23 protein-coding genes are annotated in these 25,173 nt (G+C 49.1%); 13 read left to right on the plus strand and 10 right to left on the minus strand.

Annotated features, from left to right (window positions below; translation table 11 throughout):
• Positions 1 to 30 precede the first annotated feature (30 nt).
• Positions 31 to 1,203, minus strand: a complete 1,173-nt coding sequence (locus Q8L79_RS18565; RefSeq protein ID WP_305274182.1) for an RNA polymerase sigma factor RpoD/SigA — start codon at positions 1,201 to 1,203, stop codon at positions 31 to 33.
• Positions 1,204 to 1,295: 92 nt separating this feature from the next.
• On the opposite strand from Q8L79_RS18565, the gene Q8L79_RS18570 reads away from it, so the two are divergent.
• Together Q8L79_RS18570 and Q8L79_RS18575 are read left to right on the plus strand one after the other, a co-directional pair.
• Positions 1,296 to 2,198 (plus strand): B12-binding domain-containing protein, encoded by a 903-nt coding sequence (locus Q8L79_RS18570; RefSeq protein WP_305274183.1) that lies wholly within the window; start codon positions 1,296 to 1,298, stop codon positions 2,196 to 2,198.
• 311 nt (positions 2,199 to 2,509) lie between these two features.
• Positions 2,510 to 5,155, plus strand: a complete 2,646-nt coding sequence (locus Q8L79_RS18575) for an EAL domain-containing protein (RefSeq protein WP_305274184.1) — start codon at positions 2,510 to 2,512, stop codon at positions 5,153 to 5,155.
• A gap of 183 nt (positions 5,156 to 5,338) precedes the next feature.
• Here Q8L79_RS18575 and Q8L79_RS18580 read toward each other — a convergent pair whose 3' ends face one another.
• Positions 5,339 to 5,893, minus strand: coding sequence for a hypothetical protein (locus tag Q8L79_RS18580; RefSeq protein ID WP_305274185.1), 555 nt, complete (start codon positions 5,891 to 5,893; stop codon positions 5,339 to 5,341).
• Between the two features lie 149 nt (positions 5,894 to 6,042).
• Here Q8L79_RS18580 and Q8L79_RS18585 point away from each other — a divergent pair, with 149 nt between their 5' ends.
• Positions 6,043 to 8,724, plus strand: coding sequence for a bifunctional acetyl coenzyme A synthetase (ADP forming), alpha domain/GNAT family N-acetyltransferase (locus Q8L79_RS18585; protein WP_305274186.1), 2,682 nt, complete (start codon positions 6,043 to 6,045; stop codon positions 8,722 to 8,724).
• A gap of 424 nt (positions 8,725 to 9,148) precedes the next feature.
• Entirely contained in the window at positions 9,149 to 9,349 is a 201-nt protein-coding gene (locus Q8L79_RS18590) for a hypothetical protein (protein ID WP_305274187.1), read from the plus strand.
• A 471-nt stretch (positions 9,350 to 9,820) separates the two neighbouring features.
• Here Q8L79_RS18590 and Q8L79_RS20165 read toward each other — a convergent pair whose 3' ends face one another.
• From Q8L79_RS20165 to Q8L79_RS18600, 3 genes are all read right to left on the minus strand, one after another.
• Positions 9,821 to 10,042: a helix-turn-helix domain-containing protein gene (locus Q8L79_RS20165; RefSeq protein ID WP_370870051.1), complete on the minus strand. Its 222-nt coding sequence runs from the start codon at positions 10,040 to 10,042 to the stop codon at positions 9,821 to 9,823.
• Between the two features lie 567 nt (positions 10,043 to 10,609).
• Positions 10,610 to 12,217: an apolipoprotein N-acyltransferase gene (gene lnt, locus Q8L79_RS18595; protein WP_305274188.1), complete on the minus strand. Its 1,608-nt coding sequence runs from the start codon at positions 12,215 to 12,217 to the stop codon at positions 10,610 to 10,612.
• Positions 12,198 to 12,362 carry a hypothetical protein gene (locus Q8L79_RS18600; RefSeq protein WP_305274189.1) on the minus strand — a complete coding sequence of 55 codons (165 nt, stop codon included), beginning with the start codon at positions 12,360 to 12,362 and terminating at the stop codon, positions 12,198 to 12,200. Before Q8L79_RS18600 ends, lnt begins: the two co-directional genes overlap by 20 nt.
• A gap of 35 nt (positions 12,363 to 12,397) precedes the next feature.
• On the opposite strand from Q8L79_RS18600, the gene Q8L79_RS18605 reads away from it, so the two are divergent.
• From Q8L79_RS18605 to Q8L79_RS18615, 3 genes are all read left to right on the plus strand, one after another.
• Positions 12,398 to 12,655 carry a hypothetical protein gene (locus Q8L79_RS18605; protein WP_305274190.1) on the plus strand — a complete coding sequence of 86 codons (258 nt, stop codon included), beginning with the start codon at positions 12,398 to 12,400 and terminating at the stop codon, positions 12,653 to 12,655.
• Between the two features lie 12 nt (positions 12,656 to 12,667).
• Positions 12,668 to 13,639, plus strand: a complete 972-nt coding sequence (locus Q8L79_RS18610; protein WP_305274191.1) for a peptidoglycan DD-metalloendopeptidase family protein — start codon at positions 12,668 to 12,670, stop codon at positions 13,637 to 13,639.
• Between the two features lie 104 nt (positions 13,640 to 13,743).
• Positions 13,744 to 13,968: an addiction module protein gene (locus Q8L79_RS18615; RefSeq protein WP_006890558.1), complete on the plus strand. Its 225-nt coding sequence runs from the start codon at positions 13,744 to 13,746 to the stop codon at positions 13,966 to 13,968.
• A 205-nt stretch (positions 13,969 to 14,173) separates the two neighbouring features.
• Here the strand turns inward: Q8L79_RS18615 and Q8L79_RS18620 are convergent, their stop codons facing one another.
• The gene (locus tag Q8L79_RS18620; protein WP_305274192.1) at positions 14,174 to 15,349 is read right to left on the minus strand and encodes a cation:proton antiporter; all 1,176 of its coding nucleotides are present in this window, start codon (positions 15,347 to 15,349) and stop codon (positions 14,174 to 14,176) included.
• Positions 15,350 to 15,999: 650 nt separating this feature from the next.
• On the opposite strand from Q8L79_RS18620, the gene Q8L79_RS18625 reads away from it, so the two are divergent.
• The 5 genes from Q8L79_RS18625 to Q8L79_RS18645 all read left to right on the plus strand — a co-directional run bounded on the left by Q8L79_RS18625 (position 16,000) and on the right by Q8L79_RS18645 (position 20,117).
• Positions 16,000 to 16,377 carry a four-helix bundle copper-binding protein gene (locus Q8L79_RS18625; protein WP_305274193.1) on the plus strand — a complete coding sequence of 126 codons (378 nt, stop codon included), beginning with the start codon at positions 16,000 to 16,002 and terminating at the stop codon, positions 16,375 to 16,377.
• 228 nt (positions 16,378 to 16,605) lie between these two features.
• Positions 16,606 to 17,202: a YcbK family protein gene (locus Q8L79_RS18630; RefSeq protein ID WP_305274194.1), complete on the plus strand. Its 597-nt coding sequence runs from the start codon at positions 16,606 to 16,608 to the stop codon at positions 17,200 to 17,202.
• Between the two features lie 75 nt (positions 17,203 to 17,277).
• Complete coding sequence (locus Q8L79_RS18635; protein ID WP_305274195.1) at positions 17,278 to 18,264, plus strand: mechanosensitive ion channel family protein; 987 nt, start codon at positions 17,278 to 17,280, stop codon at positions 18,262 to 18,264.
• Positions 18,261 to 19,598: a DUF2254 domain-containing protein gene (locus Q8L79_RS18640; RefSeq protein WP_305274196.1), complete on the plus strand. Its 1,338-nt coding sequence runs from the start codon at positions 18,261 to 18,263 to the stop codon at positions 19,596 to 19,598. The genes Q8L79_RS18635 and Q8L79_RS18640 overlap by 4 nt, the downstream gene beginning before the upstream one ends.
• A gap of 3 nt (positions 19,599 to 19,601) precedes the next feature.
• Positions 19,602 to 20,117: a DUF421 domain-containing protein gene (locus Q8L79_RS18645; protein ID WP_305274197.1), complete on the plus strand. Its 516-nt coding sequence runs from the start codon at positions 19,602 to 19,604 to the stop codon at positions 20,115 to 20,117.
• On the opposite strand, the gene Q8L79_RS18650 is transcribed toward Q8L79_RS18645, so the two are convergent.
• The 3 genes from Q8L79_RS18650 to Q8L79_RS18660 are packed head-to-tail and all read right to left on the minus strand — an operon-like array spanning position 20,112 to position 22,911.
• Positions 20,112 to 21,374, minus strand: coding sequence for a phosphatidylserine/phosphatidylglycerophosphate/cardiolipin synthase family protein (locus Q8L79_RS18650; RefSeq protein WP_305274198.1), 1,263 nt, complete (start codon positions 21,372 to 21,374; stop codon positions 20,112 to 20,114). The genes Q8L79_RS18645 and Q8L79_RS18650 overlap by 6 nt on opposite strands.
• A 55-nt stretch (positions 21,375 to 21,429) precedes the next feature.
• Positions 21,430 to 22,533 (minus strand): AI-2E family transporter, encoded by a 1,104-nt coding sequence (locus tag Q8L79_RS18655; RefSeq protein WP_305274199.1) that lies wholly within the window; start codon positions 22,531 to 22,533, stop codon positions 21,430 to 21,432.
• A 21-nt stretch (positions 22,534 to 22,554) separates the two neighbouring features.
• On the minus strand, positions 22,555 to 22,911 hold the full coding sequence (locus tag Q8L79_RS18660; RefSeq protein WP_305274200.1) for a BON domain-containing protein: 357 nt from the start codon (positions 22,909 to 22,911) through the stop codon (positions 22,555 to 22,557).
• Between the two features lie 745 nt (positions 22,912 to 23,656).
• Between Q8L79_RS18660 and Q8L79_RS18665 the strand changes: the two genes are divergently transcribed.
• Complete coding sequence (locus Q8L79_RS18665) at positions 23,657 to 24,433, plus strand: dihydrodipicolinate reductase C-terminal domain-containing protein (protein ID WP_305274201.1); 777 nt, start codon at positions 23,657 to 23,659, stop codon at positions 24,431 to 24,433.
• 362 nt (positions 24,434 to 24,795) lie between these two features.
• Here the strand turns inward: Q8L79_RS18665 and Q8L79_RS18670 are convergent, their stop codons facing one another.
• Positions 24,796 to 25,047 carry a hypothetical protein gene (locus Q8L79_RS18670; protein ID WP_305274202.1) on the minus strand — a complete coding sequence of 84 codons (252 nt, stop codon included), beginning with the start codon at positions 25,045 to 25,047 and terminating at the stop codon, positions 24,796 to 24,798.
• Positions 25,048 to 25,173 lie beyond the last annotated feature (126 nt).

A 25,173-nucleotide genomic window follows, 5' to 3' on the forward strand; every position in this document is an offset into this window, starting at 1 on the left:
CTCCTCCTGTTGCTGTGGCGCGATCTGGTTTTAGTAGCTGTCGTTGGGCTCAAGGAACAGCATCAGGTCGTAACCGAACTGGTTTTTAAGTTTCTTTAACGCTTCATTTTGTATCTGCCTGACTCTCTCCCGGCTTACCTGTAGTTGATCGGCAATGGCCTGTAAGGTCATTTCCGTGTGATTTTTCAGTCCGAAACGCATATTAAGGATCGCCGCTTCTTTTTCCGGCAACGTCGCGACAACCTGATCGAGATACTGGCCTAAATTGTGATCAATCAATTCATCCAACGGCAGCGCGAATTGCTGTTGTTTCATGCGCGCCATCAACGCCTGGCCTTCATCTTCTTCGGTATCTACGGCCGCATCCAGGGAATGGGTAGCCTGGTAATAACTTCTGATGGTTTTGATTTCGCCTTCGCTTAAATCGCATAGCACTTTCAATTGTTCGATACTGGGCCAGCGCTCGGTTTGCAGATAAGCGTTGCGCATCGCTTCAAACACCGCGCAAGCCCTTTCCGCCAACGCCACCGGCAGGCGCACGATTTTTTCCTGTTTAACAATCAGCCTCGAGATAGCCTGTTTGATCCAGGGAATCGCATAGGTCGAAAACTGATAACCGCGATAAGGATCGAAACGGTCTACTGCCTTGATCAAACCGATTACGCCCTCCTGCAGCAAATCATCAAAACTCAGCACCGTGGTTTTGTGTTTGTGGGCGACAAATGCCGCCAAGCGAATATTATTGGCGATCATTTGCTGTCTAAGCCGCTGCAAGGTTTGAGACGCTCGACCAAGCTTGAGCCGATATTCGTTAAAACCATGCCAAGGCTTAGTCATGGCCATAAACAAACCGGATACCTCAATTAAAAAACTCGGTAAAAAGCGCAGACTGAGTAACGCAGATCTGGCATCGGAGTTTTCCAGCAAATACTGGACAGTTTGACTAAGGTTAGGCTGTACAAAATCGGCACCTTGTACAATAATCGCATTGACAGTTTTGTCGCTGACGATTTCAGAAATATCCAGTCCGCGGCCCAAATGGGACAGGCACTGCTTGAGTAATAATGTCGACGCTTCATCTTCTGCCAACAACAGCAACAGCAGATCCTGTCTGGCCTGCTCCATCTCTATCGCAAGCGCAAGCGGTTCTGCTTGGCTTACCGAAGCGGTTGGATGAGCAGCATTAAGTACGACTTCTGTCATGGCTTGATCCGTTAATGTTTTTTAAACCTGGCAATAAAATTACTCCAAATGTACAATATTTGTCAACAATTATTCTATACAAAACATAAACAATGTATTCAATTAAAGCCATTACTCTTTTGACCGGACTGACTGCCGAAACCCTGCGGGCCTGGGAACGCCGTTACGCAAGCATCACCCCGGCGCGTAGCGACAATGGCCGCCGCCTGTATTCGCAACAGGATATGGAAAAACTGATGCTACTCGCCGAACTGACGCGTAGCGGCCACACCATCAGTAAAATCGCCGGCTTGAATTGCGAGGCGTTGCGCGACCTGCAACAACAATCAAAAGCCGCGCATAAAGATTCGTCGCATCCGCTGCTGGACCAGATTATTGAAGCGCTCATGGCCTATCGTATCGACCGTTGCGAGCAGTTGTTGAAGCGCGCTCTGGTAGCTAGCGAGCCCTTGGAATACGCTCGTGACATTTTATTGCCCGCGCTGAAAAAAGTAGGTGAACTTTGGCATGAAGAAAAATTAAGCATCGCCCAGGAACACATGTTTACTTGTTGCGTCAACCGCATCGTGCTGAGCATGGTCAACAACCTGCAAAATGCGTCAACCAACAGCCCGACCATGCTGTTCGCCACCCCGAGTAACGAGCCCCATGAATGCGGCATTCTGTTAAGCTGCTTGCTGGCGGCCGTTCAGCAATACCGCTGCTTTTTTCTGGGAGCGAATTTACCCGGCAAGGATATTGTCGAAGCGATCCACCATTTACAACCCGACATCATCGTTATCGGTTTGGTGAAAACACCGCCGGAACCGATAACCATTGAACAATTGCAAATCGTCATCACAGCAAAAGAAACTGCGGCCTCGACTGTCTGGATAGGTGGCGATGGCGCCCGATACTGGCATCCAGGTGCCACATTGCCAGGCTGCGAACTCATCACAGATATCAATCATTTTTATAACAAAGCCCAGCAATGGATGCTGCTGGATAAGACTTAATTCGCATTCCCCGGTGAACAAGCAAAAATAGGCGGTGCAGGATTTCAATGTGCGGCAATCATATATTGAAAGATAAATGTTTGTATAATAATGACTTTCTATGAAGCTATAGGTTTTTACTATACCTTACCTTTATTCTTATACTGGAGCCGTTCTGATAGAAACACCGCAAATCTGATCTTTTTCGGCGGCCTAACCCGGATATCCTCATTTTTACAGCAAAGCCCGGCAGTGGATGGATGCTACTGGATAAGGCTTAACGCTATGCCTTTTATCAGATCCAAACTTGTCAAGCATCGCTTTGATTCAAAATGCACCGGCATGACCAATTCGATATAATTAATTTATCCGATCAAAATACAGTTCAACTTGAATTCAACGCCGCCATGAAAGATGCTCAAATATCCAGGCTTAAAAAGCTGTTTGAACTTAGCTTGACGTTATCGGGTGACCCCATGGAAATATTCCAGCATGCAGCCAAAATGATCGGTGAATTGCTGGAAGTCAAAATTGTTTGCTTGTCCGAAATACAAGGGGAACAGCTCAATTTTCTGGCCGTGTGTATGGATGGAGAAATATACAGCAATGCCGGTTCATGCCTGCTTGCAATTACCCCTTGCGCAACAGTTGAGCAATCGAAAGATATTCAAGTCTATGATCGGGTAAAAGAGCTTTTCCCCGAAGCGGCTTTTCTCCAAGACCATAACGCCGTTGCTTACTGCGGTTTCCCTTCGCTGGATAACCATGGCAAAGTGGTCGCGGTTACTTGCCTGCTGGACGATAAACCGCATGACTTTACCAGTGAGGACCAAGCGGTTCTGCGTATCATCGGCCAGCGCATCGGTATGGAGATCGAGCGGAAGCATAATCTTGAAGAAAAAGAGCGGGTCAGTGAAATTCTTCGATTAAACGAGGACAGGTTGCATCAAGCAACGCGTGTCTCCGGAACAGGTATTTTCGAACAAAACTATTGCAACGATTCAATCTATTGTTCCCCTGAACTACGCACCCACTTTGGATGGAAGGCCGATGAACTCGTGACTGCGCAGACATTTTCCGCCAGTATTCATCCGGAAGACAAGAAGCGGGTTATCGAAGCTATCCGGCATGTTCAAACTCCATCCGGGAACGGCCTGCTCGACATCGACTACAGGATTTTTCGTCAAGGCGCCGAAATTCGGTGGCTGACAACACGGTCGCAAACATTCTTCAAAACGGATGGAGAAGCCTGTCGAGCCGTTCGCACCGTAGGCGCCGTACGCGACATTACCAAGAAAAAACTTGCAGAACAGGAGCAACGTATTTTCGCTACTGCATTTCAAACTCAGGAAGGCATTATCGTTACCGATGCAAACCAGATTATTGTCCGCGTCAATCAAGCCTTTACAAACATCACCGGCTACTCAACGGAAGAAGCGATCGGTAACAGACCCTCCATGCTTAAATCCGGCCGCCACGATAGTCTTTTCTACCATGAAATACACAAAATCCTGGATAGTGAGGGGTACTGGCAAGGTGAAATTCTGGATCGACATAAAGATGGGCACACCTACCCAAAATGGCTGACAATTACTGCCGTTAAGGACGGCGATGATAAAACCACTCATTATGTGGGCAATTTTTCTGACATCACCGAACGTAAACGCGCCGAGGAACATATTCATTATCTGGCAAATTTCGATCCGCTGACCGGATTGCCGAACCGCGCTCAACTGAATGATCATCTTAACTATGCCCTCAGCCTGGCGAAACGCAGCAACGGGCATTTGGCCTTGATGTTCCTCGATCTCGACCACTTCAAAGATATCAATGACTCGCTCGGCCACAGCATCGGCGATGTCTTGTTGATTGAGTTGTCCAAGCGTTTGCGCATGGCATTGCGCGAGGAAGATACGGTAACGCGCTTGGGCGGGGACGAATTCATTTTGTTATTACCCGGCGTCGATGCCATTGGCGCGGCGCATGTGGCGCAAAAGCTACTGAACACCATTGCCGAGTCTTACCGGATTGAGCATTATGACCTGGCTCTGACCGCATCGGTTGGCATTGCGCTCTATCCTGAAGATGGCGAGAACCTGGAAGCACTCTCCAAAAGCGCCGATACCGCGATGTACCGTGCCAAACAGGAAGGCCGCCAATGCTATCGCTTTTTTACCCAGGAAATGCAAGCAAGCTCGGCACGCAATCTGCAATTGGTGAATGCGCTACGTCATGCGCTGGAACGCGACCAATTACAGGTCTATTACCAGCCGCAAGTTTCCATGCGAGAGGACCGCATTATCGGGGCGGAGGCCTTGTTGCGCTGGCAGCATCCCGAATTGGGCGGGGTGTCTCCGGCAGAATTTATTCCTGTCGCGGAAGGCAGCGGGCTGATCCTGCCGATCGGCGAATGGGTATTACGGTGCGCCGTGCGGCAGGCAAAAGTCTGGATGGATGAGGGTTTCGGCCCGCTGGTTATGGCCGTGAACCTGTCCGCGGTGCAGTTTCGTCATCCCGATTTGCCGGAGCTGGTCACGCGCATACTCGACGAAGAGGGCTTGCCGCCCGAGTATCTGGAGCTGGAGCTGACCGAAGGCGTGGCAATGCACAACCCGCAAGGCGCCATCGCCGTGATGAACAATCTGCACGAGCGCGGTATTCGTATGTCGATCGATGATTTCGGCACCGGTTATTCCTCGCTGAGCTATCTGAAGAAATTCAAGGTGTACAAACTCAAGATCGACCAGTCCTTTGTCCGCGACATCAGTACCGATCCGGAAGACAAGGCCATCGTCAGCGCCATTATCAACCTGGCGAAGAGTCTTGGCCTGAAAATCATTGCCGAAGGCGTGGAAACGGCAGGGCAGCAAGCGTTCCTGCACGAACAGGGTTGTGATGAGATGCAAGGTTATCTATTCAGCAAACCGGTATCGGCTGAGCAGCTTGATGCATTGCTGAAGCAGGGCTTTGCTGTTTGATTATTTCACCAAGCCTGACGGTGATGGCTCAGCAAGCCCCTCGGGGCGAGACGAGAGCCCTATCTTTATCGTTAAGCTGAAACTGGTCTTTAAATCGGTCAAATCAAGCACAGAACGTTAAGTCTGGCTGGACCGCCGGATAAAGCCATTCGATTTTTCCGCGCTTATTATCGCCAACAATCTTTAACTTTCCTTTTTTAAACCGTTTACCCCAACAAATCCAAGCACCAAAACCAATAACCCGCCGGCAATCATCACCAGTATTTTAGTCATCGGAATACCCACCAAAAATACAAAGCGCTGTTCCTGGCTATTACCGGAACCCTCTTTCAACATCACATTAAGCCTGTAGATACCGCGCTGCCGGATAGTTTGCGAAATTGAAGCAAGACCTGTATCTATAGGCTGCTCAGCTTGCTGTTTAATCACGGTAAAAGCCTCGGCGGGATTTAACCACGAAGTCAATGCCGCCAATTCCAGTGTAACCAAGGTCTTGTTCCGCCCCTCTTCCAATGGTTCCACCGCCAGCACTATTTGTCCAAGCTCAGGAAAAAAATGGCAGAAGTGTTTCCCTTCCAGTTCGGGCTGAAATTGGTAACCGCTTATTCGCAAGCGAGTATCGCCCACAGTCAGAAAACAACTATTGTTGTGATCTACTCCGGCATGAGCAAATACCGGTTGATAAAACATTAAACTAAAAAGCGCGCTGATCAGTAACAGTATCGTCAAACGTTTCAAAATACTTTCCGCCCATTCAAAGAGACTAGTGTATCAATTTATGGCGCCGCTTATGGCTCCGTCATTAAAATTTAATCGGGTCAACAGGCTAACAATGCTAGAATTTTCGCTATAAACCGTATTTTCTTTCCGTTATTTCTGGAGCATCAATGGGCCCTCACTATCTGAACCGTTTTTTTACCCCAAAATCCGTTGCTATCGTTGGCGCATCCGAACGCGAAGAAAGCGTGGGCTATCGGCTGCTGCTTAACATGCAGGAGGCGGGCTTTAAAGGCGGGCTTTATCCGGTCAATAACAAACGCGAAACTTTACTAGGCTTAAAGGCTTACCCCGATCTCAACGCCGTTCCCGAGGATCTCGATCTGGTGGTGATAGCGACCCCGGCGCCCAGCGTTCCCAGCGTTGTGCGCCAGTGCGGCGAGAAAGGCGTCACTTCCGTGATCATTATCAGCGCGGGCTTCGGCGAACTCGGTACGGAAGGCAAGCGGCTGCAACAGGAAGTTCTGGATATCGCCCATCGTTACAGCATCCGCATTATCGGCCCTAACTGTCTGGGCGTTATTCGTCCCAGCGGACAGCTGAATGCGACTTTCGGCGACGGCACGGTTAAAGACGGTAATCTGGCGCTGCTGTCTCAATCGGGCGCAGTGTGTACGGCGATTCTGGATTGGGCCAAATCCCAGGACATCGGTTTTTCAACGGTGGTATCGATGGGCGGCGCGGCGGACATCGATTTTGGCGAGGTGCTGGATTATTTGGCGACGGACAGCAAAACCACCGGCATTTTGATGTACGTTGAAGGCATCCGCGATGCGCGTCGTTTTTTGAGCGGTCTTAAAGCGGCGGCGCGGCTAAAGCCAGTGATCCTGATTAAATCCGGCCGTCATGAAGCCGGTTGCAAGGCGGCGATGTCCCATACCGGCGCGATGGTCGGCGGCGACAATGTGTTCGATGCCGCGATTGCCCGAGCGGGTGTAGTTCGGGTCTATAGCATCAATGAATTGTTTTCCGCCGCCCGCGTTTTGGCCAACAATTATGTGGTCAAAAAGGATCGTCTGGCGATTATCACCAACGCAGGCGGCCCCGGCGTGATGAGCACCGACCGCGCTGAAGATGTCGGCGTGCAAATGGCGGAGCTGAGCCCTGCCAGCATCGCCGCGCTGGACGAGGTTTTGCCGGTACACTGGTCTCATGCCAATCCTGTCGACATTCTGGGCGATGCGACCTCCGAGCGTTATCAGAAAGCGCTGGAAATCTGTATTAAAGATAAAAATATCGACGGCATACTGGTCATTTTGACACCCCAGGCGATGACCAATCCGACCCAGGTTGCCGAATGCATTATTGAAGGCGCGAAAGCCAGCAAAAAACCGGTATTGGCTTCATGGACCGGCGGCGCACGGGTTCAGGAAGGGCGCAATCTTTTTGCCAACAGTAAAGTGGCTCACTTTAGTACGCCGGAAATCGCTGTCGATGCGTTTTCATTTCTGGCCAGCTATACCCAGAATCAAATCCTGCTGAAACAAATCCCCTCGCCTACCGACGAACTGGCGACACCCGATGTTGCCGGTGCCCGCTTGATTGTTGAACGGGTACTTTCAGAAGGCCGCCAGGTTTTAACCGCACAGGAATCCAAAGCCATTCTTGCCGCCTTCAACATTCCGGTCAATCAGACTATCAAGGTTTCCAGCGCCAAGGATGCGATGATTGCCGCAGAAACGATGCGCTTTCCAGTGGTGTTAAAAATCAACATGGCCGAGTTTAGCCATAAATCCGATATTGGCGGCGTGCGGCTTAACATCAACAGTGTTCAGGAAATTTCGCACCATTACATGGAAATGGAAGCTGCGATTAAGCAAAAATACCCGGAAATTACCGAAGTCGGCATGACTGTTGAACCTATGTTCCGTTCTCAGAGCGGACGTGAATTGATGATAGGCGTGGTCAGGGATCCTGTATTCGGCCCTGCGATCAGCGTTGGTTTGGGCGGCACCATGGTGGAGATTTTGAAAGACAGTGCCGTCGCCCTGCCCCCCCTGAATGCCTATATGGTTGAGCAAATGATTGCCAAAACCAAGGCGGCCAGATATCTGGAGGCGTTCCGTCAATTACCGATCGCCAATAAACAAGCCCTGGTGGATGTGCTGCTTAATGTATCGACCATGGTCAGCGAGCTGCCGGAGATTCTGGAGCTGGATATTAATCCGCTAATCGTTGATGAGCACGGCGTCATGGCGGTTGATGCCCGTATTAAAGCGGAAACATCGCACCAGCTCACGCCTTATTCGCATATGGCGATCCATCCTTATCCCCATCAATTAATCCAGCATCATCAATTATCGAACGGCGCCAATATTACGATCAGGCCTATTCGCCCTGAAGACGCAGGCATGGAAAAGGATTTTGTTCATCGCTTATCCGAGCGCACCAAATACTTCCGTTTTATGCAGGCTTTACAGGAATTAACGCCGGAAATGGTGGTTCGTTTCACGCAAATAGATTACGACCGTGAAATGGCTTTTGTTGCGGTAACCGAAGATGAAAACATGCCGAATGAATTGGGCGTAGGCCGCTATATGGTCAACCCGGACGGTCATTCCGTAGAATTTGCGCTGGTCGTTGCCGACGATTGCCAGTGCATGGGCATAGGCACCCGACTGATGAAAACCTTGCTGCAAACCGCCAAAGCCAAAGGCCTGTCATTCTTTGAAGGTGAGGTGCTGGCTATTAACAAGCCCATGTTGTCGCTGGTTGCCAAGCTGGGTTTCAGTATCGAAACTATCGCCGGTGATAATGAAGTGGTGCGGGTTGTTAAGGATTTGAGGCTGTAATTTAGCTTATAAAATAGGAGACGAAAACACGGATTTGACTGGTTTACGCGGATTTTTAAAGCGAGACAGGATGGGTAGAGTGATAACGAAACCCATCCTAATTCACTATCATTGAGATGGGTTTTTCACTGCATTCTACCCGTCCTACGCGCTACGCGCTGGCTGTTTTCGGCCAAAACCGGACAGTCAGTAAACTTCATGAATTGTTTACATGCATATAAAAGCCGCCGATTTTTTGAGTTAGTAAATATAGGTATCATTACATATTGTGCATTCAATTCTGAATATGTATTGTTAGATTATGGGCGGGGTGATAGATCAGCAATTTTTGACCAATTGCAGACCTGCATATCATTTTGTCCAGTCAAGCGCCCTTTGAGGAAAGGGAACGAAATATAATTAAATAGACTACGAGGATCTTAAAATGGCTGAAGAAAAAGAAAAAGACAACACATGGTTGATCGCTGGCGTTGCCATTGCTGCTGTTATTGTTTTAGTTGTGTTGCTGAAAAAGGACGAAACTAAGCATTTGCAAAGTGGCGCGGTAGAGCAGTTGCAAGCTGAAACCTTCAAGAATATAGAAAAGAGAAAAACCAGCAACGTCACTGGTGACGTAGGTAATTGAAATAACACCCCCGTTATTTTCATAACGGGGGTGTTATTATTTTATGTTGATTCCCCTATCGGTAAGTGCCCGGCGAGAAGTTCGTTTGCGTTGTCAGCACAGCTGGCAGCAATAACCAACGAACTTCATGCGATCCACTTAGTATCCAGCGCCAGTTTATCTTTCGATTGTGTTAACTCTGCTACTGTCTTTGCCTCCTTCAAGTTATCCTCTGCCATTTTTTGCTATTGCTCTTTTTTTTCGCTCATTTGTTTTTACCTCATTTTCGTTAGGTTGACGATACCGGCGACTCTCATTGGACATTAGCATGAAAAAGTTGCCACTTTCAGCATCGCTTTTTACTGTCTCACCAGAAAATAAGCCTTACAAAACAGTATAATAATTTACATGGTCAATTATGACGCTGTTTACTGGTAAATATACTGGTCGCTGATTGACACCGGAATGTCACGCGCAAGCGTTGATTTAGTTTTAATCGAAACAAAAGTAACGACTTTTGAGGCACTCTACTCCGCTTTGTTGATACAACTGAAAGTAATCACGCAAAGTAGTTTCATAAACGTCCACCAATAAGGCGATCCTATAATTGGATAGGCCTCGGCTTTTTAGCCACAGTGTTTCTAGGCGGCGAACTAACGGGATGAGGTGGGCATGCCTTTCCTTTTTAAAATTCCTAATGTTTCCGAAGTAAATTCAATGTGTATTGTCATAGTAATTCCAGTACTCAGTCAGTCTGGTTATGTCGTGTAAAAATTGTTTAGCTCAGCGTAAATTCGCTCATCTCATTCGACAAGCTCATGACAGGCTCTCAAGAAACAGCTTTTTGTATTTGTAATATCAATGGCTTGAAAAAATATAAAATACAAAAAATTGCGCCAAACAGCGGCTGTTTCTTGGTAACGCCTTGCCACCGAAGGGGGCTTACTTTGCTCAGGACGAACGGATTTACTTTTACCCGTCAAAATAGAATTGACCGAGTACCAGTTTTAAAGAGCTTTAGTACGCAGATGAACCCATTAATTAAATACAAAAAAGAGGGGGGCATGAAATTGCTTTGCTCCCCCTAGGGCCAAAGTATCATCAAAGGATGGGATAGCTTAAGCGTTAATTTAGCGTTTTGGGATATGTGCGAATACTTATATCGTCAGCTTTCGACAGTCTGGTTTGGGTCGATGCCGCCAATGTTCAATTTTATTGGAATTGAGTTTTAAATAATGTCTGACCAGGTCTGGACTCTTACACTTAAGTGAAGCGGCTACACTAATCTTTTAAGTTAAAAAACCTGCCGTACCCCATCAAACCTAATAATAAAATAACCATTACCCAAATAACCGGTTTGTCCCCCAAGTTCGCGTAAGGCGTCATGCCACCCATCGGGATTATAGTTCCGGTAAGTGCCGTTTCCTGAAACAAAGGCGCCAGATTGACGATCTCTCCCTTTGGAGAAACTACAGCCGTCATGCCCGTGTTTGTCGCCCGCAACAAAAAGCGCCCGGTTTCCATCGCCCGCATTCTTGCCATTTGCATATGCTGATGAGGTTCTATCGAGTTGCCGAACCAGCCGTCATTGGTCACGTTAACCAGATAAGCTGCGTCCGGCAATCCTCGAATACTCAAATCGCCAAATACGTCTTCGTAACAGATCAAAGTTATAAACGGATAACCGCCCGCTTTCAACAAGGGCTGGTTTACCGCCCCCGGCGTGAAATTACCCAATCTTATATTTATTAGGTTAAGCACAAAACCGGATAAGGGCTGTAGCGGCAGATATTCGCCAAAAGGCAATAAATGGATTTTACGGTACATGCCTTCTTCCTTGCCCAAGGTTATCACGGCATTGAAGCTCCTGGTCGGAGATTGTTCCTGTACCGGGACGCTGATGATTAAATCGGTATTGTGCAGCTTGGCGTTGTTACCCAAGGGTGCTAAAAAGGCATCTTTAACCTGGTCCAGATAGGCCGGAATTGCGGTTTCCGGCCAAATAATGACATTGGAATCCCAATGCTCTTCGGTCATCTTTTTATATTTTAAAAGCGTGGTAATTTTATTTTCCGGCCGCCACTTTTGATCCTGCGCTATATTGCCTTGAATCATGGAAACGCGAAGGGGCTGCCCGATTTCATGGGTCCATGTTACGTTCCGCAGCAAGCCGCCCGCTCCCCACAAAACGGCAAGCACCATTATTAACGGTAGGGGCGACTTTAGTCGCCCAGGGCGAATGCCCCGTAAGGGTGCGTTAGCGAATCCGCTTCCCCCCCTAATACCCGAAAATGCAGGTTTTGTACGGAACAAAATCTCTGCCCGTGCCGCCATACGCAAAACTTCTACAGCAACCGAAGCCGTTAATGCCACAATAAAACCGGTACCGTAAACGCCCAATACCGGTATGTATCCGGCCAGAGGAGTCTCCAACTGGGAGTATGCAACATGCAACCAGGGAAATCCGTTCAACACCCAATAGCCCCGGAAATATTCAACCAGTATCCAGATAACCGGCATCAACATGATCCGAACCGATCCCTTATTTGCCGGATTCGTTTTTACTGCAAGATAACCGGTTAAGGCCGGAAATAATGCCCAGAAAGCGGAAAACAAAGTGGTCAGCAGAGTCGCCTCAAGCACTCCGGCTCCGCCAAAATCATGCATGCTGATGTAAACCCAGGATACCCCTGAACCGAACGCACCCAAGCCGAATAAATAACCGCGCAAAGCCGCCTGCTTAGCCGAATTATTCTGCCAGCAGGCGAATAAAAACGCCAACGCTACCGGCGCCAAACAGGAATAATCAAAGGGGGCAAAAGATAAAGTGAGTAAAATACCGGCAATTGGGGCGCCAAAATCCCAATACTTACTGTTTGAATAGTGCATGTTTTATTTTCAAAATCGGTCTATGATTGCCTTTTGTAAATGAAGGCTCATTGAAATCAGCTGCCATAATACCAAAAATGCCACGGGATAGTTTAAGCCTTGCCGCTTGTCCTGCCTTAAGCGAAAGCCCGTCAATATCAAACATATCCTACGACTCTGTTTATAACTAAGGAGCCTATTTTGAAAATTGTTAAAATGCCCACGCCAATGCGCATGGTCTGGGGAAGTGTAATGGCCTATTGGTTAGCAGGCGTTATTCATCCTGCTTTTGTTGCAATTGCGGTAATGATTGCACTGTTTGTTCCTATTTTAATCAATGAATATTCTTTTTCCGCCTCTCCCAACCACCAACCTGACATAAACCGACAACCTCATCAATCTGGTTATGTCGCTCAAAAACCGGTCAGCCGTAGGTTAATGGATGAAGATAAAGTTTAAAAGGCACCTAAAATGATACGAATTTCGCTATCAATTTTTATCCTGTTACTGCTGCATTCGTTAACTGCCGTTGGACAAAAGCTCTATAAATTTCAGGACGAGCAAGGTATATGGCATTTTACCGACAGGCCTACGGCATCCAGCCAAAATCAAACCGAGTTAAAAGTTGAAGTCAGGCAACTTAAAGCCGCACCCAAGCAATTAGTTTGGCTATTGCGGTCGGGCGAAGAACGGCATCCCAGGTTTTATATCCGTAATGATTATGCAGGCCCCGTGGAAGTCGAAATCAATTTTTCCGAGCAAGACAATGTCCGGGCTACGCCTGACCTGCCCAGACTGTTTGTTATTGAACCCGGAACATCGGACACGCTTTTTGATATAAATGGCATTGACGAACATAAACCATGGCGACTCGGACTTAAATACCGCTATATCATCGGTGGCCCTCTAGCCCATTACAGCTCAACAGCCCGCTATTTGCCGCCGCTAGCCCCTGGTACATCGTTTCAAATTTCCCAAGCTTTCAGCGGCAATTTCAGCCATACCGACGAACAAAACAAATATGCCGTAGATATAGTCATGCCGATTGGCACACCGGTTCATGCAGCCAGATCAGGTATTGTCCTGGAAGCCGAGGATGATTTTTATAAAGGCGGCTCCAATAAAGCCTACGCTTCCGAAGCCAACAACATCAGGATTCTGCACGATGACGGTTCTATGACAGTTTACGCCCACCTGGAACTGGAAAAAGCCCAGGTTTATCCGGGCTTGGCGGTAGCGGCCGGACAATTGATCGGTTATTCGGGCAACACCGGTTTTACCACCGGCCCGCATTTGCATTTCGCGGTTCAGATTAACAGGGGCATGAGACTGGTTTCTGTACCGTTTACCTTTATCAATCAGCAAGGTCAAGCCGAGGAACCGGCAGTTAATGCCCGGCTTAAAGGGATTACTCCCTCTCAGTTGGGTAGTATGGTTGAATAAAGCTTAGAAAAGTCGGGCATAAGCCCGACTTTTCTGTTTTCAGTTACGTACCTTACCGAGCTCTGATAGCTTTAATGCCATTCTTAATCAAACGATTGCGAACTATGGACCCAACCACAATTGAACGCGAAGCTTTGCATCTGCCTGTATCGGATAGAGCCAAGCTCGCTCATAAGCTATTGTTAAGCCTTGAAGATATGTCTGAACCTGAAATTGAGCAGGCATGGCTTGACGAGGCGGAGCGCAGGGCGGCAGAAATAGATCAGGGGCTTGTACAGCTTATCCCCGCCGAAGAAGTTAGCCGCAAAGCGCGGGCATTATTGCGGTGAGTTATTACTTCCCCCCGGTGCTGAAGCAGAACATTTTGAAGCCATCGCGTTTTTTGAATCTCGATAGCCGGGGTCTTGGTGCTGCGTATCTTGCTGAGCTAGGAGTCTGTCCGACAGGCTCCTAGCGGCGGCAATAATGCCACCGCAACCACCACCCCGATCAACGTTGACGACACACCCGAGGAACGCCAGCGCTCCCGCGCATTCACCAAGGCAGGCTGAATTTCGCGCGCAGTTTTACGGCCAACACGGGGAACAACAACACCGAAACCACACCCGCGCTCACCAGGATTGAGGCCCTGTCCGGCGGCATCAATCCAGAAGAAACGCCGATTTCACTGATGATAACGATCAGCGGCAGGCCTGTGGCCGAATAAAATATGAAGGGTATTTTTTCTTCGGCAGTCAGTTCATGCTTGTAAAAGAACAACGGAACGCCTCGAACCAGAACCAACAAACCCGACAAAAGAGCGATTTGTATGGGAGCGAGGGGAGTAGACCATAGCGCGCTGAGTTCGAACTTCATGCCTGCGACGATAAAGAAGATGGGTATCAGGAAGCCATAACCGATTGCATCCAACTTATGCTGCAACAGCTCGCCCTCTGTGCCTTTAATGGCGAGTCTGACCACCATGCCCGCAGTAAATGCTCCCAGCACGATATTCAGGCCGAATTTAGCGGCGAGCGTGGCTAACAAGACCTGCAACAAGATACAAATTCGCACCGGAAGCTGGCCGCTGCTCTGCATGGTGTGCGCCAATTTATCGAGCAATGGCGACGAGCGCATGTGCAGGGCGATATTCGCCACGGCCAAGGAGATGATGATAAAGGTCACTATGAACAGCGTGTGTAGAAAAGTGTCATGGGTGGTGATCAGCAACAGCGAAATGATCACCAAAGGGCCGAACTCACCGACAGCGGCGGTTGCCACGATGTACTTGCCGAAATCGGTGTTCAGTTCGCCCCGGTCGCGCAGAATGGGCGCCAGTATGCCCAAGGCGGTGGTGGATAAGGCGGTTGCGGCCAATAAAGGCGGACTCTGGATGAGTCCGATGACATTGAAGAAAAACATACAAACTATCGCCAACAGGAAGGTAATAAACCAACTGCCTACCGCCAATGACAAGGGTTTGCCGCGAATCTTGTCGAAATCGATTTCAAGTCCTACCAGGAACAGCAAAAAGGCCAAGCCAAGCTCTCCCAGCATGGCGATCATGCCATCAGGATTGGCCAGATGGAATGCCTGGGGGCCTATCACTATTCCCAAAACGATTTCAAGAACCACAACCGGCAAGCGAAAGCCTGTGGGTATCTCGGCAAGGAGCGGTGCCAGCATTCCAACGAATACGATCAGTAGGAGTTCAGAGGGATAAGCTTCCATAGGTAGACTCCGGCAGAGGTTAAATTACAGAATAGGGTGAAATTCAATTGTAACAAGTATCCTGCATAAACCACTGTTTATTCGACTTGGAAAAAAACAAGATTTTGCGTTTGAACAGCTTCGTGTGTGCTGTAAAAGCTCGTATGAGCATTGTACTTTAAGGAATAATTAATGATTTTAATCATATAATTACATAGATACAGGAGATTTCAATTGACCAATAAAATACGTATCGGCCTTCACACTAAATCCGCGGCTGTTGCTGGGCTGAATGAAAGTGAAATAATCATCCGGTCCCATTATAAATTCTAAGGGCTACCGACCCGGTAGCCCTTAGAGTAAACACCAGATATTTAAATTCCCCTTCTAAGCGGTTTTTAATCGGCCAACAGCCCGCTCCGGGCTAGCTCAAGTTTCCACATCGGCGCATAAAAACGGCATTTCTTTTTTCAAAGGTGGGGCCGTAAGCGTATCAAAAAAGTCATTATATCTAGCGCAAAATAAAGGTTAAGTACGGCAACGTACGGACTAAAAGTACTGTTTCGGGTAATTTACAAATCAGGTTTCGGCGTAACCTGTAAACCTTATTTTCAAAAAAATAGCGTCTTCTCTACTGATGTTTGTCTTTTAAAAATTTTGGAGAAACCCTCATGCATACTTCTCAATCCGAACAAGCAAAATCATCAACCGGCCCTCTCTCATCCATGCAGTCCTGTATAGAAGACTGTATCCGTTGTGCCCAAGTCTGCCTACAGACCGCGATGAACCAATGCCTGGAGATGGGTGGGCGGCACGTTGAACCGGAACACTTCCGACTCATGATGAACTGCGCCGAAATCTGCCAGTTGTCGGCCAACTTCATGCTGAGCGGTTCGCGTTTCCATAACCGTACCTGTGAAGTCTGCGCAGAAATCTGCGAAGCCTGCGCCATGGACTGTAGCAATGTCGGCGATATGGAAGAGTGCGCATCCACTTGCCGTCAATGTGCCGAAAGCTGCCGGCAAATGGCGGGCATGGTAACGCACTGAGTTTAACTTGCATGGCATGTGATTCAGCAACGGCTGAATGGGTTTATCGGGAATTGCATGCCGAATGCAACAGAAGAGTGTCCTTAATTAGCTGGGAGCTGTCGGGGTTAAGTAGTTGCGTATTGTTGCGGCTATTTAAAGCTGAGTTGAGCAGCTCGTCTGCTCAAACGAAACTTATGCCCTTTGGGTATAAGATTGTTTTAAAGCTAAGCGTTATAAAGACATATTATGAACAAGCCCATAATAGAAAGCATAAACAGTAATGATGACCGTTTTGTAGCGTCCAGGCGCGGTTTTTTAAAAACGGTAGCCGGTATTTCCTTACTGACACTGAGCGGGATAGAAAGTTTAAATGCCGCAGTCAGATCGCCACCGGCACACAAAACGATTGCCTTAAACCATGTCCATACCGGCGATAAGCTGAAGTTAACCTATTTTGAACAGGGCGATTATATTGAAGACGCCTTGCAGGAAATCAATTACCTGATGCGTGATTACCATACCGACGCCGTTCATCCGATTGATCCGGCCTTGCTGGATCAGTTATATGATTTGAAGCTTGTACTCGGGATCAATAAATCTTTTGTTGTTACCTCGGGTTATCGCTCGCCGCGTACCAATGCGAGATTACGGAAAAAAAACCGTGGCATCGCAAAACACAGTCTCCATATGCAAGGCCGCGCTATCGATCTTCACGTGGGCGGACTGGACACGCGCAAGATTAGGAACGCCGCATTGGAGATGCACCGCGGAGGCGTCGGCTATTGTCGGCGAGGCAACTTTGTCCATCTGGATACCGGCAGTTTCAGGTCGTGGCTGAGTTAAATCCTCATGGGCAGCAGGCATGTCGGATTTTCTTATGCCTGACAAGCCCTCTTTAGCCGCTATGGAGTATAGTCTGTGAAGTTTAATCTTAGCGAAGCAACCGGTTCTGTGCAGACGATGATTAGCGGCTTTTTTGAACGGCTGCCCTATCTGGCTATTGCTGTCGTTGTTTTTATATTTTTCCTGTTGGTCGGCAAAGGCGTACGGGCAACCGTACGCGCTGTCACGCAACGCAACCATCGCCACTATAACTTGGGCCTGGTGATGGGGCGGCTGAGTTATGGCTTGATAATCTTTATCGGCTTGCTGATTGCTCTTGTGATAGCCATTCCCGGCTTTACGCCGGGCGAACTGGTCAATGTTCTAGGGCTGTCCAGCGTCGCTATCGGTTTTGCCTTTCGCGACATCCTGCAAAATTTTCTTGCCGGCATTTTACTGCTGTTGGCCGAACCTTTCCGTATCGGCGACCAGATCATTCTTAACAATTTCGAAGGCACGGTCGAGGACATCCAGACTCGCGCGACTTTCATCAGAACTTATGACGGGCGGCGGGTGGTGATTCCCAATTCCAATCTGTTCACTAATTCGGTGACGGTCAACACCGCCTATGAAAAACGTCGCCTGGAATATGACATCAGTATCGGCTACGGCGATGACATCGCTCACGCCAAGCGTATTCTGCTCAATACTGTGCAAGAGATTCCGGAAGTACTTGACGATCCGAAGCCCGATGCGCTGGTGGTCAAACTGGCCGATAGCAGCGTCAATATCCGCTTGCGCTGGTGGGTGCAACCGCCGCGCCGGTTTGAAAGCCTGAATGCGCAAGATATTGTTTTGGAAAAAGTAGCTAATGCGCTTTTATCCGAAGGCTTCGATTTGCCGTTCCCGACGCAACAGATCCTGTTCCACGACCAGACCGAAGAATCCGACGGCGACCGTTCACGCCAGCGCGAAGGCTGGCCTCAAGGCAAAGGCGATGCCCCGCGTCCGGCACGTATCGTCGATGCATTGCGTGAGTTAAAAGAAGCTCTTTCAACCGAACAGAATTCCAAGCGGCGATGAAGCTGCAATTCATCAAAATCCGTGATGCGACGGTCGATACTTTCTGGTTTTTACCGGCAGTGATGGCACTGATTGCAGCAGGCGCGGCGCTGAGTAGCACTGCCATTGATTATGCCATCGGCAGCGCATGGCTGCGTAACATGGGCTGGGTGTGGTCAGGCGGTACCGAAGGCGCACGTAGCGTACTGTCGGTCATTGCCGGTTCAGTCATGACCGTCGTTTCGATTGTGTTTTCGCTGACCGTGACCACACTGGCGCAAACGTCATCGCATTTCGGGCCGCGCGTGCTGAGAAACTTTACCTCCGACCGGGGTGTTCAATTCACGCTCGGCACCTTTATCGCCACTTTTGTCTATTGCCTGCTGGTCTTGCGGACAGTGCGCTCACTCGAAGAAAAAAGCTTCGTGCCGTATCTGTCCGTGAACATCGGCATACTGTTGGCGCTGGCTTCAATGGCCGTGCTGATCTATTTCATTCATCACATTTCGCAAAACATTCAGGCCGAGAATCTGATCGCCAATGTGGGAGAACAATTCCGAAAATCGCTGCCGCTTCTGTTCCCCGAACGCATCGGCCGGCCGCACAGCGACAACACCCGCTCAGAGCAGTTGCCCGATGACAGCCAATGGCAAGCCGCAGATATTGTGCTATCCACGGCCAATGGCTATGTGCAAGTCGTGGACGATGAACAGTTAATGCAGTTGGCGACGCAACACGACTTGATGCTGCAATTGGCAAGGCGCCCCGGCGATTTCGTGACCGCTACCTCGACGTTGCTGCGTGTGCTGCCGCGTGCGCATATAAACCATGACATCGAGCTTGAATTGCGAGACTGCTTTAGTCTCGGAGCCCATCGTACGCCGCATCAGGACGCACAGTATATGTTGCAGCAGATGGTCGAAATCGCGGTCCATGCGCTGTCGCCGGGCATCAACGAACCTTTCACCGCCTTGACTTGTATCGATTGGATAGGGGCGTCGCTATGCGGCGTGGCAAGGCGCGAACTACCTATGCCGCTGCGTCAGGATGAACACGGCCGGTTGCGCGTGATTGCCTGCACGCTCGATTTCGAGGAGTTGGCCGACATCGCTTTCAGCCAGATTCGTCTCTATGGCGCCCGCAATCCGGACGTGATGCTACACCTTCTTGCAATCATCGGCGAAATTGCGCCTGATGTATACCGCGACCAGGACCGCATCCTGTTAATGCGGCATGCTCAGCTGGTTGGTGAAGACGCGAGCCAAATCACTAACCAAACCGACCGCCGACGCGTAGCCGATCGGCTTCAACAAACATTGCTTGCTCTGGCCCAGAGTCATACTCAAGAGGAATAAATCATGTTTTTTAACGATGAGTTTAGCTTGCTTCGAGTGGTCATCGTCGGCACCTTGGCCTATTTGTCTTTGGTGCTGCTATTGCGTGTTTCAGGCAAGCGCACTTTATCGAAAATGAATGCTTTCGACTTGGTTGTGACCGTGGCAATCGGCTCCACGTTGGCGACGGTTCTGCTCTCTAAGGACGTGGCTCTTGCCGAGGGCGTGGTGGCTTTCACGCTATTGATTGGGCTGCAATATGTCATTACCTGGCTGTCAGTGCGTTCGCGCCGGGTGGAAAACCTGATTAAAGCGGAGCCTTCCCTGCTTTATTTCAATGGGCGCTTTCTTCATGAGGCCTTGAAAGGTGAACGCGTTACCGAAGCCGAAGTGCGTGCCGCCGTGCGCTCGCAAGGTTCGTCGGAAATGGAAAGTGTCGCCGCCGTTGTACTGGAAACGGACGGCAGTCTGACAGTTCTACGCAATCAAGACGATCAGGTGTTTACTTCATTGAAAGGCATTAAGCATCCCGCTCTATAATTGCGGACTGATAAGGTCTGCAATGCTATCCCGGATTTTGTTCTTCCAAGGCCTATTCTGCCATTCCTCCAAGGTTATACGGCGTGAATTGCATAAATCCTGTTCGAAAATCCTTGCTTGTATGCGTGCAAACTCAGCGCTGTAGATGTTAAGGTTGGCTTCGTCGTTAAGGCTGAATGAGCGGTTGTCGAAATTGGTCGATCCTACCGAGGTCCATAGCTCGTCCACGATCATCACTTTGCAGTGGAACATGGTCGGCTGGTATTCATAAATTTCGATGCCCGCCTGCAACAATGCGCCCCACGCGTAGCGCGAGGCATATCGAAGCACCTTCCGGTCAATATAAGGTCCCGGGACAATCATTTGTACACGAACCCCGCGTTTTTGCGCAGCGACCAATGTGTTAATGGCGACCTTATCGGGAACGAAGTACGACATCGATAACCGCACCGAGGTTTTTGCCGCTGCAATCGACAGCAGATACATAAGTTGAACGCTTTCGGCGCCGCCTCCAGGCGAACTCTTGAACACCTGCGCAGTGTACTCACCGGCCGGCTCGAGCGGAGGCAAATAGGCCGCACTGTGCAATACCTGGCCGCAGACTTGAACCCAGTTATCGATGAAAGCGGACTGTAGCTGCGCGACCGCCGGACCTTCAATACGAAAATGCGTATCCCGCCAATGGGCCTTGTCTTGCGCATTTCCGGTCCACTGTGTCGCGATGCCAACGCCGCCGGTGAAACCGACTTTGCCGTCGATCACCAGCAGTTTGCGATGCGTCCGGTTGTTCATACGGTCCAACGTGTACCAACGTAACGGATTGTAGCGATAGACTTCCACACCCGCTTGCTTCATCTGATTGACGTAGGCTTCGTCGATATCGCTACAACCGAGCCAATCCAGCATGACATGTACACGCACATTCGCCCGCGCCCGTTCGCTCAGTGCTTCGGCAAACTCTTTACCGATAGTTCCGGACCAATAAATAAAAGTTTCGAAAGTGACGGTTTTCCGCGCGCCGCGTATGGCTTCCAGCATGGAAGGAAAAATTTCGTCGCCATTCAATAAGGTTTGGACACGGTTGCCTTCGATAACCGGGGGGCCTAAAAGATGTCCCACAGCCCTTAAGAATTGCGGGTCGGCAACGGTGTAAAGCGTTTCGACGCGCGCGTCTATGGGTTTGCTGCCAAAACTGAGATTGACAACAAAAAATACGCAGATGAGCGTTATAACGAAGGTGGCAACAATGATCATCATATTCGCAGCATACTAAACGATTTAACGGTTACAAAATCAAGCTGATTAGCAGCTTTCAGGGTAAGTCCACCTGCTCTTCCAAGATGTCCCGCATATACAGCATCTGCACCAGCACCATGATCACGGCCGCCAGCGGCGGGGCTAGCAGAAGCCCCAGAATGCCGAAACCGGCTCCCAGCACCAGCTGGGCGATCAGCAACAGCGCCGGTGGCATTGAAATTATCCTTTCCTGGATATACGGTGAGATCACATAGCCTTCCAGACTCTGCACCACGAAATAAAGGGCGATGATAGACATCGCCGTCGTGCCGCCTTGGGACAACCCGACCATCACAGCGGGCACGGCAGCGATCAGCGGCCCGATGTTAGGCACGAAATCCAACATGGCGGCAATCAGGCCAAGAATGAATGCGAACGGCACTCCCAATAAAGCCAGTCCGGTACCGATCAATATTCCCACTACGAGCATGGCCGCAATCCGGCCAATCAGCCACCAACGAAGTACATGTTCGAGCCTGTCGAAAGCTTCACCGACACACTCCCTACGCTGCTGGGGAAACAGGTGTATCGTGCCTCTAACGTAGGTTTTCGGATCGGCCGCAAAATAAAGGCTCAGCACGATCACGATGACAAGACTGCCCAAAGCACCGAACGCAGTCGAAAAAATCCCGGCAATGTTCCCCAGTTGCTGTGGATTGGCCAGGCCGCGTCCGGCTCGGGATAACGCATCCATAGCCGTTGGCCCCCAGTCGTATTGCTCAAGTTGGCTCCGTAACCGCCCCTGTGCCGACGGCAGCTGCCGGAACAATTTATAGAAACCATCGGCAATATCCGGGCCGTACAGTACCAGAATCAGTACGAGCGCACCTAACAGAAGTACAACCACGAACGTTAGGCACCAAGCTACAGATAACGACGTACGGCTGCTGATGAAGTTCGCCAGAGTGCGCAGAAAAAGAGCCAATAACAGGCTTGCGAAAACCAGCAGTAAAATCTGGGCCGCCTGCCAAACCATCAGCACCAACGCAATAACCGCAACCCCGACAACTGCCACGATTAACGTCCGCTTGGTCAACAACATGTTTGCATTGCCAGTCGCGGCGGCTTGTTCATCCGTTGTTTTGGCCTCGGATGCTCCGTCCCTGCGCCAAGAGTTCATATCCTTATTTTCCTGGCGAGCTTATTTTGATTTTTCGTCTTTAAGTTGGATCTTGGTTGTTACTGATTTAACACCTTCAACTTTCTGGGCAACCTCAGCCGCTCTGGTGATTTCATCATGAGTGTCTACGAAGCCGCTTAATTGCACAACGCCTTTAAGTGTCTCAACATTGATTTGGAAGGCACTCAGATTGTCATCGGCAGCGATGGCCGCTTTTACCTTGGTCGTTATCACGGCATCGTCAATATAATCGCCGGCGCTTTGACCGCCTCCGGCTGCCATATCCATTCTTTCACCGGATATCGCCGTCCCGTAACCGGCTATTGATGTTAATGCCAGAGCAAGGAAAAATGCTGAACAAGCTTTGATTGTTTTCATAATTAATTCTCCAGATGAACAATAAAATGATGAGGGTCAATTCGATTATGATTTATACCCGGATATTGGATGGCGCATATCCCTGAGAACAAATAGCACTGCATCGTCAGGCAAAAGCCTTACATCAATCTGACCTATCGGCTAGTGATATTTTTAACTGAATCAATTTTAGATTTAAAGTCAGTCGCCATCAGTTCGGTATCGAACATAAAGCCCTTTCCGTCTGATTATTTATAGGTTTTTTCAAGTAATATGGCTGGCATACATGATGTAACGCTCTCAAGCTTATGTGCCAAGGGCGGCCGTTCTGCCCATAACATCCCGAGGCGAATCAACCTGCATTTACCTTAACACCTATCAGTTTAACGAGAATATCCAATACGTCGTTCCGGCAGGGATTGCCGGTGTAGCGTGCTATTTAAGTAACGTGATAGGTGGTAAGCTGCATTTACTAAAAATATGGAATTGATACGACAAAGCAAGCTATAACAACGCTCTTGTACTCAGCAAGAATATTGTTAAAAAAACTTTTTAAGCAAACTTTAATCAAAATTTAAGGATCGAAAAGCTATCATTCCAGAGGTACGCGAAAAGGCCTCTACCATTACATTTGCTGTGTATTGTTAGATTTTTTCCGACTGCATTTCAATATTCGCTCTTTGTTCTACGCTATCCCAACATTTAATCGTATGCATTCGATTGCGTATCTTTAATATTCTCCAATACACATCAAAGGAGGTTTATCGTGTCCCATAAAACACGTATCGGTCTTATCGGTTATGGTAAGACCGGCAAAGCCGTAGCTAATGTACTCAGCACCGACCCGCGTTTCGAACTCTGCTGGATTGCCCGGCGCACTGCCGCCAGTTCACCCCAAACTCATCCTGATACCGCTATTCCTATTTTCGGCGTCGATCGGCAATCGTTCGAAATATTGTTTGCCCGGCATCCGGTCGATGCGGTAGTGGATTTTTCTTCGCAGGAAGCCGTTCATGCTTACGGGGAGATAGTGCGCAAACGCAAAATCATATTGGTCAGCGCGATTTCCGCTTATTCGAAAAGCGACCTGGCTTATGTTCGCAATCTTGGCAAGCACACGCGCGTCATGTGTTCTCCCAATATTACTTTGGGCATCAATTTCCTGATGACGGCGGCCAATCTGCTGCGCAAGATCGCTCCATTCGCCGACGTGGAAATCCTTGAGCAACATTTTAAGGAAAAGCCGGAAATTTCAGGAACGGCAATCAAAATTGCAGAAAAACTAGGCCTGGAGGACAATCAAATCACCTCGTTGCGGCTCGGTGGAATTATTGGCGAGCATGAAGTCATTTTCGGCTTCCCCCACCAAACAGTCCGCTTAGTCCATTCATCGATCAGGCGCGAAGCATTCGGCACCGGCGCAGCTTTCGCGTTATCCCAACTCGCAAATTGCGCTATAGGCTTTTACACTTATGAAGATCTACTGCTGCAAACGGTCAATAACGACTTGCCGAAGCCGGGCTTTGCGGGTGTGGGGAATTAATCCATCATTCTGCATGACAAATTAAGTTATCTTTGGCAAAGCCTAAGATAACTTAATTTTAAAACGGCAAAACAATCCCAAGCGTCCTTCTTGCCCTTGGGTTTACAAGCTTCACATAGCGCGCTGTACAAGGTCCGAAAAATTATGTCAAACTAGCAAAAAACAAAGACCGAGGTGAAGCATGAAAAGATGTCCGATCTATACGTTTCTTTTCTCACCGCTCTGGAAACAGGTTTTATGCGTTTCCCGAAGACTTTGATTTTCCTTGTAGCCATTGCCTGCGCAATCAGCCTGTATTACACCGCGCGGAATCTTGGCATTAATACCGATACCACGAAAATATTATCCGAGGATTTGCCTTTTTACAGGATCGCGCCCGTTTTCTTAAAGCTTTTCCCCAGGACGACCAAGCGGTATTGGTCGTCGTCGATGCCGAAACGCCGGAACAGGCAACGCAAGCGCTCGATTATCTTGGCGCCCAATTCAAGAATGAGCAACAGCAGATAAAATCCGTTTATATTCCGGGCGAAGGCGACTTTTTCGACCGGCACGGCCTGTTTTATCTCGACCTTGACGACCTGAATGAATTGACCGGTAAATTGGCGGAGGCGCAACCGTTTATCGGTACACTGTCCGGCGACAACAGCCTGAAGAGCCTGCTGTCGATTGTGTCGCTTGCCATTACCACCGATGACCGCGAATTGCCGGTCGACCTGAATCCGTTGTTGAATAATATCCGG

Source organism: Methylobacter sp. (assembly GCF_030680395.1).
In the GTDB taxonomy this organism is placed as follows: Bacteria; Pseudomonadota; Gammaproteobacteria; order Methylococcales; family Methylomonadaceae; genus Methylobacter_A.

Coding starts and splice junctions, on each gene's coding strand:
- Q8L79_RS18565 (WP_305274182.1), bottom strand. CDS start 1,203: ATGACAGAAGTCGTACTTAATGCTGCTCATCCAACCGCTTCGGTAAGC.
- Q8L79_RS18570 (WP_305274183.1), top strand. CDS start 1,296: ATGTATTCAATTAAAGCCATTACTCTTTTGACCGGACTGACTGCCGAA.
- Q8L79_RS18575 (WP_305274184.1), top strand. CDS start 2,510: ATGCACCGGCATGACCAATTCGATATAATTAATTTATCCGATCAAAAT.
- Q8L79_RS18585 (WP_305274186.1), top strand. CDS start 6,043: ATGGGCCCTCACTATCTGAACCGTTTTTTTACCCCAAAATCCGTTGCT.
- Q8L79_RS18590 (WP_305274187.1), top strand. CDS start 9,149: ATGGCTGAAGAAAAAGAAAAAGACAACACATGGTTGATCGCTGGCGTT.
- lnt (WP_305274188.1), bottom strand. CDS start 12,217: ATGCACTATTCAAACAGTAAGTATTGGGATTTTGGCGCCCCAATTGCC.
- Q8L79_RS18600 (WP_305274189.1), bottom strand. CDS start 12,362: ATGTTTGATATTGACGGGCTTTCGCTTAAGGCAGGACAAGCGGCAAGG.
- Q8L79_RS18610 (WP_305274191.1), top strand. CDS start 12,668: ATGATACGAATTTCGCTATCAATTTTTATCCTGTTACTGCTGCATTCG.
- Q8L79_RS18615 (WP_006890558.1), top strand. CDS start 13,744: ATGGACCCAACCACAATTGAACGCGAAGCTTTGCATCTGCCTGTATCG.
- Q8L79_RS18620 (WP_305274192.1), bottom strand. CDS start 15,349: ATGGAAGCTTATCCCTCTGAACTCCTACTGATCGTATTCGTTGGAATG.
- Q8L79_RS18625 (WP_305274193.1), top strand. CDS start 16,000: ATGCATACTTCTCAATCCGAACAAGCAAAATCATCAACCGGCCCTCTC.
- Q8L79_RS18630 (WP_305274194.1), top strand. CDS start 16,606: ATGAACAAGCCCATAATAGAAAGCATAAACAGTAATGATGACCGTTTT.
- Q8L79_RS18640 (WP_305274196.1), top strand. CDS start 18,261: ATGAAGCTGCAATTCATCAAAATCCGTGATGCGACGGTCGATACTTTC.
- Q8L79_RS18645 (WP_305274197.1), top strand. CDS start 19,602: ATGTTTTTTAACGATGAGTTTAGCTTGCTTCGAGTGGTCATCGTCGGC.
- Q8L79_RS18650 (WP_305274198.1), bottom strand. CDS start 21,374: ATGATGATCATTGTTGCCACCTTCGTTATAACGCTCATCTGCGTATTT.
- Q8L79_RS18655 (WP_305274199.1), bottom strand. CDS start 22,533: ATGAACTCTTGGCGCAGGGACGGAGCATCCGAGGCCAAAACAACGGAT.
- Q8L79_RS18660 (WP_305274200.1), bottom strand. CDS start 22,911: ATGAAAACAATCAAAGCTTGTTCAGCATTTTTCCTTGCTCTGGCATTA.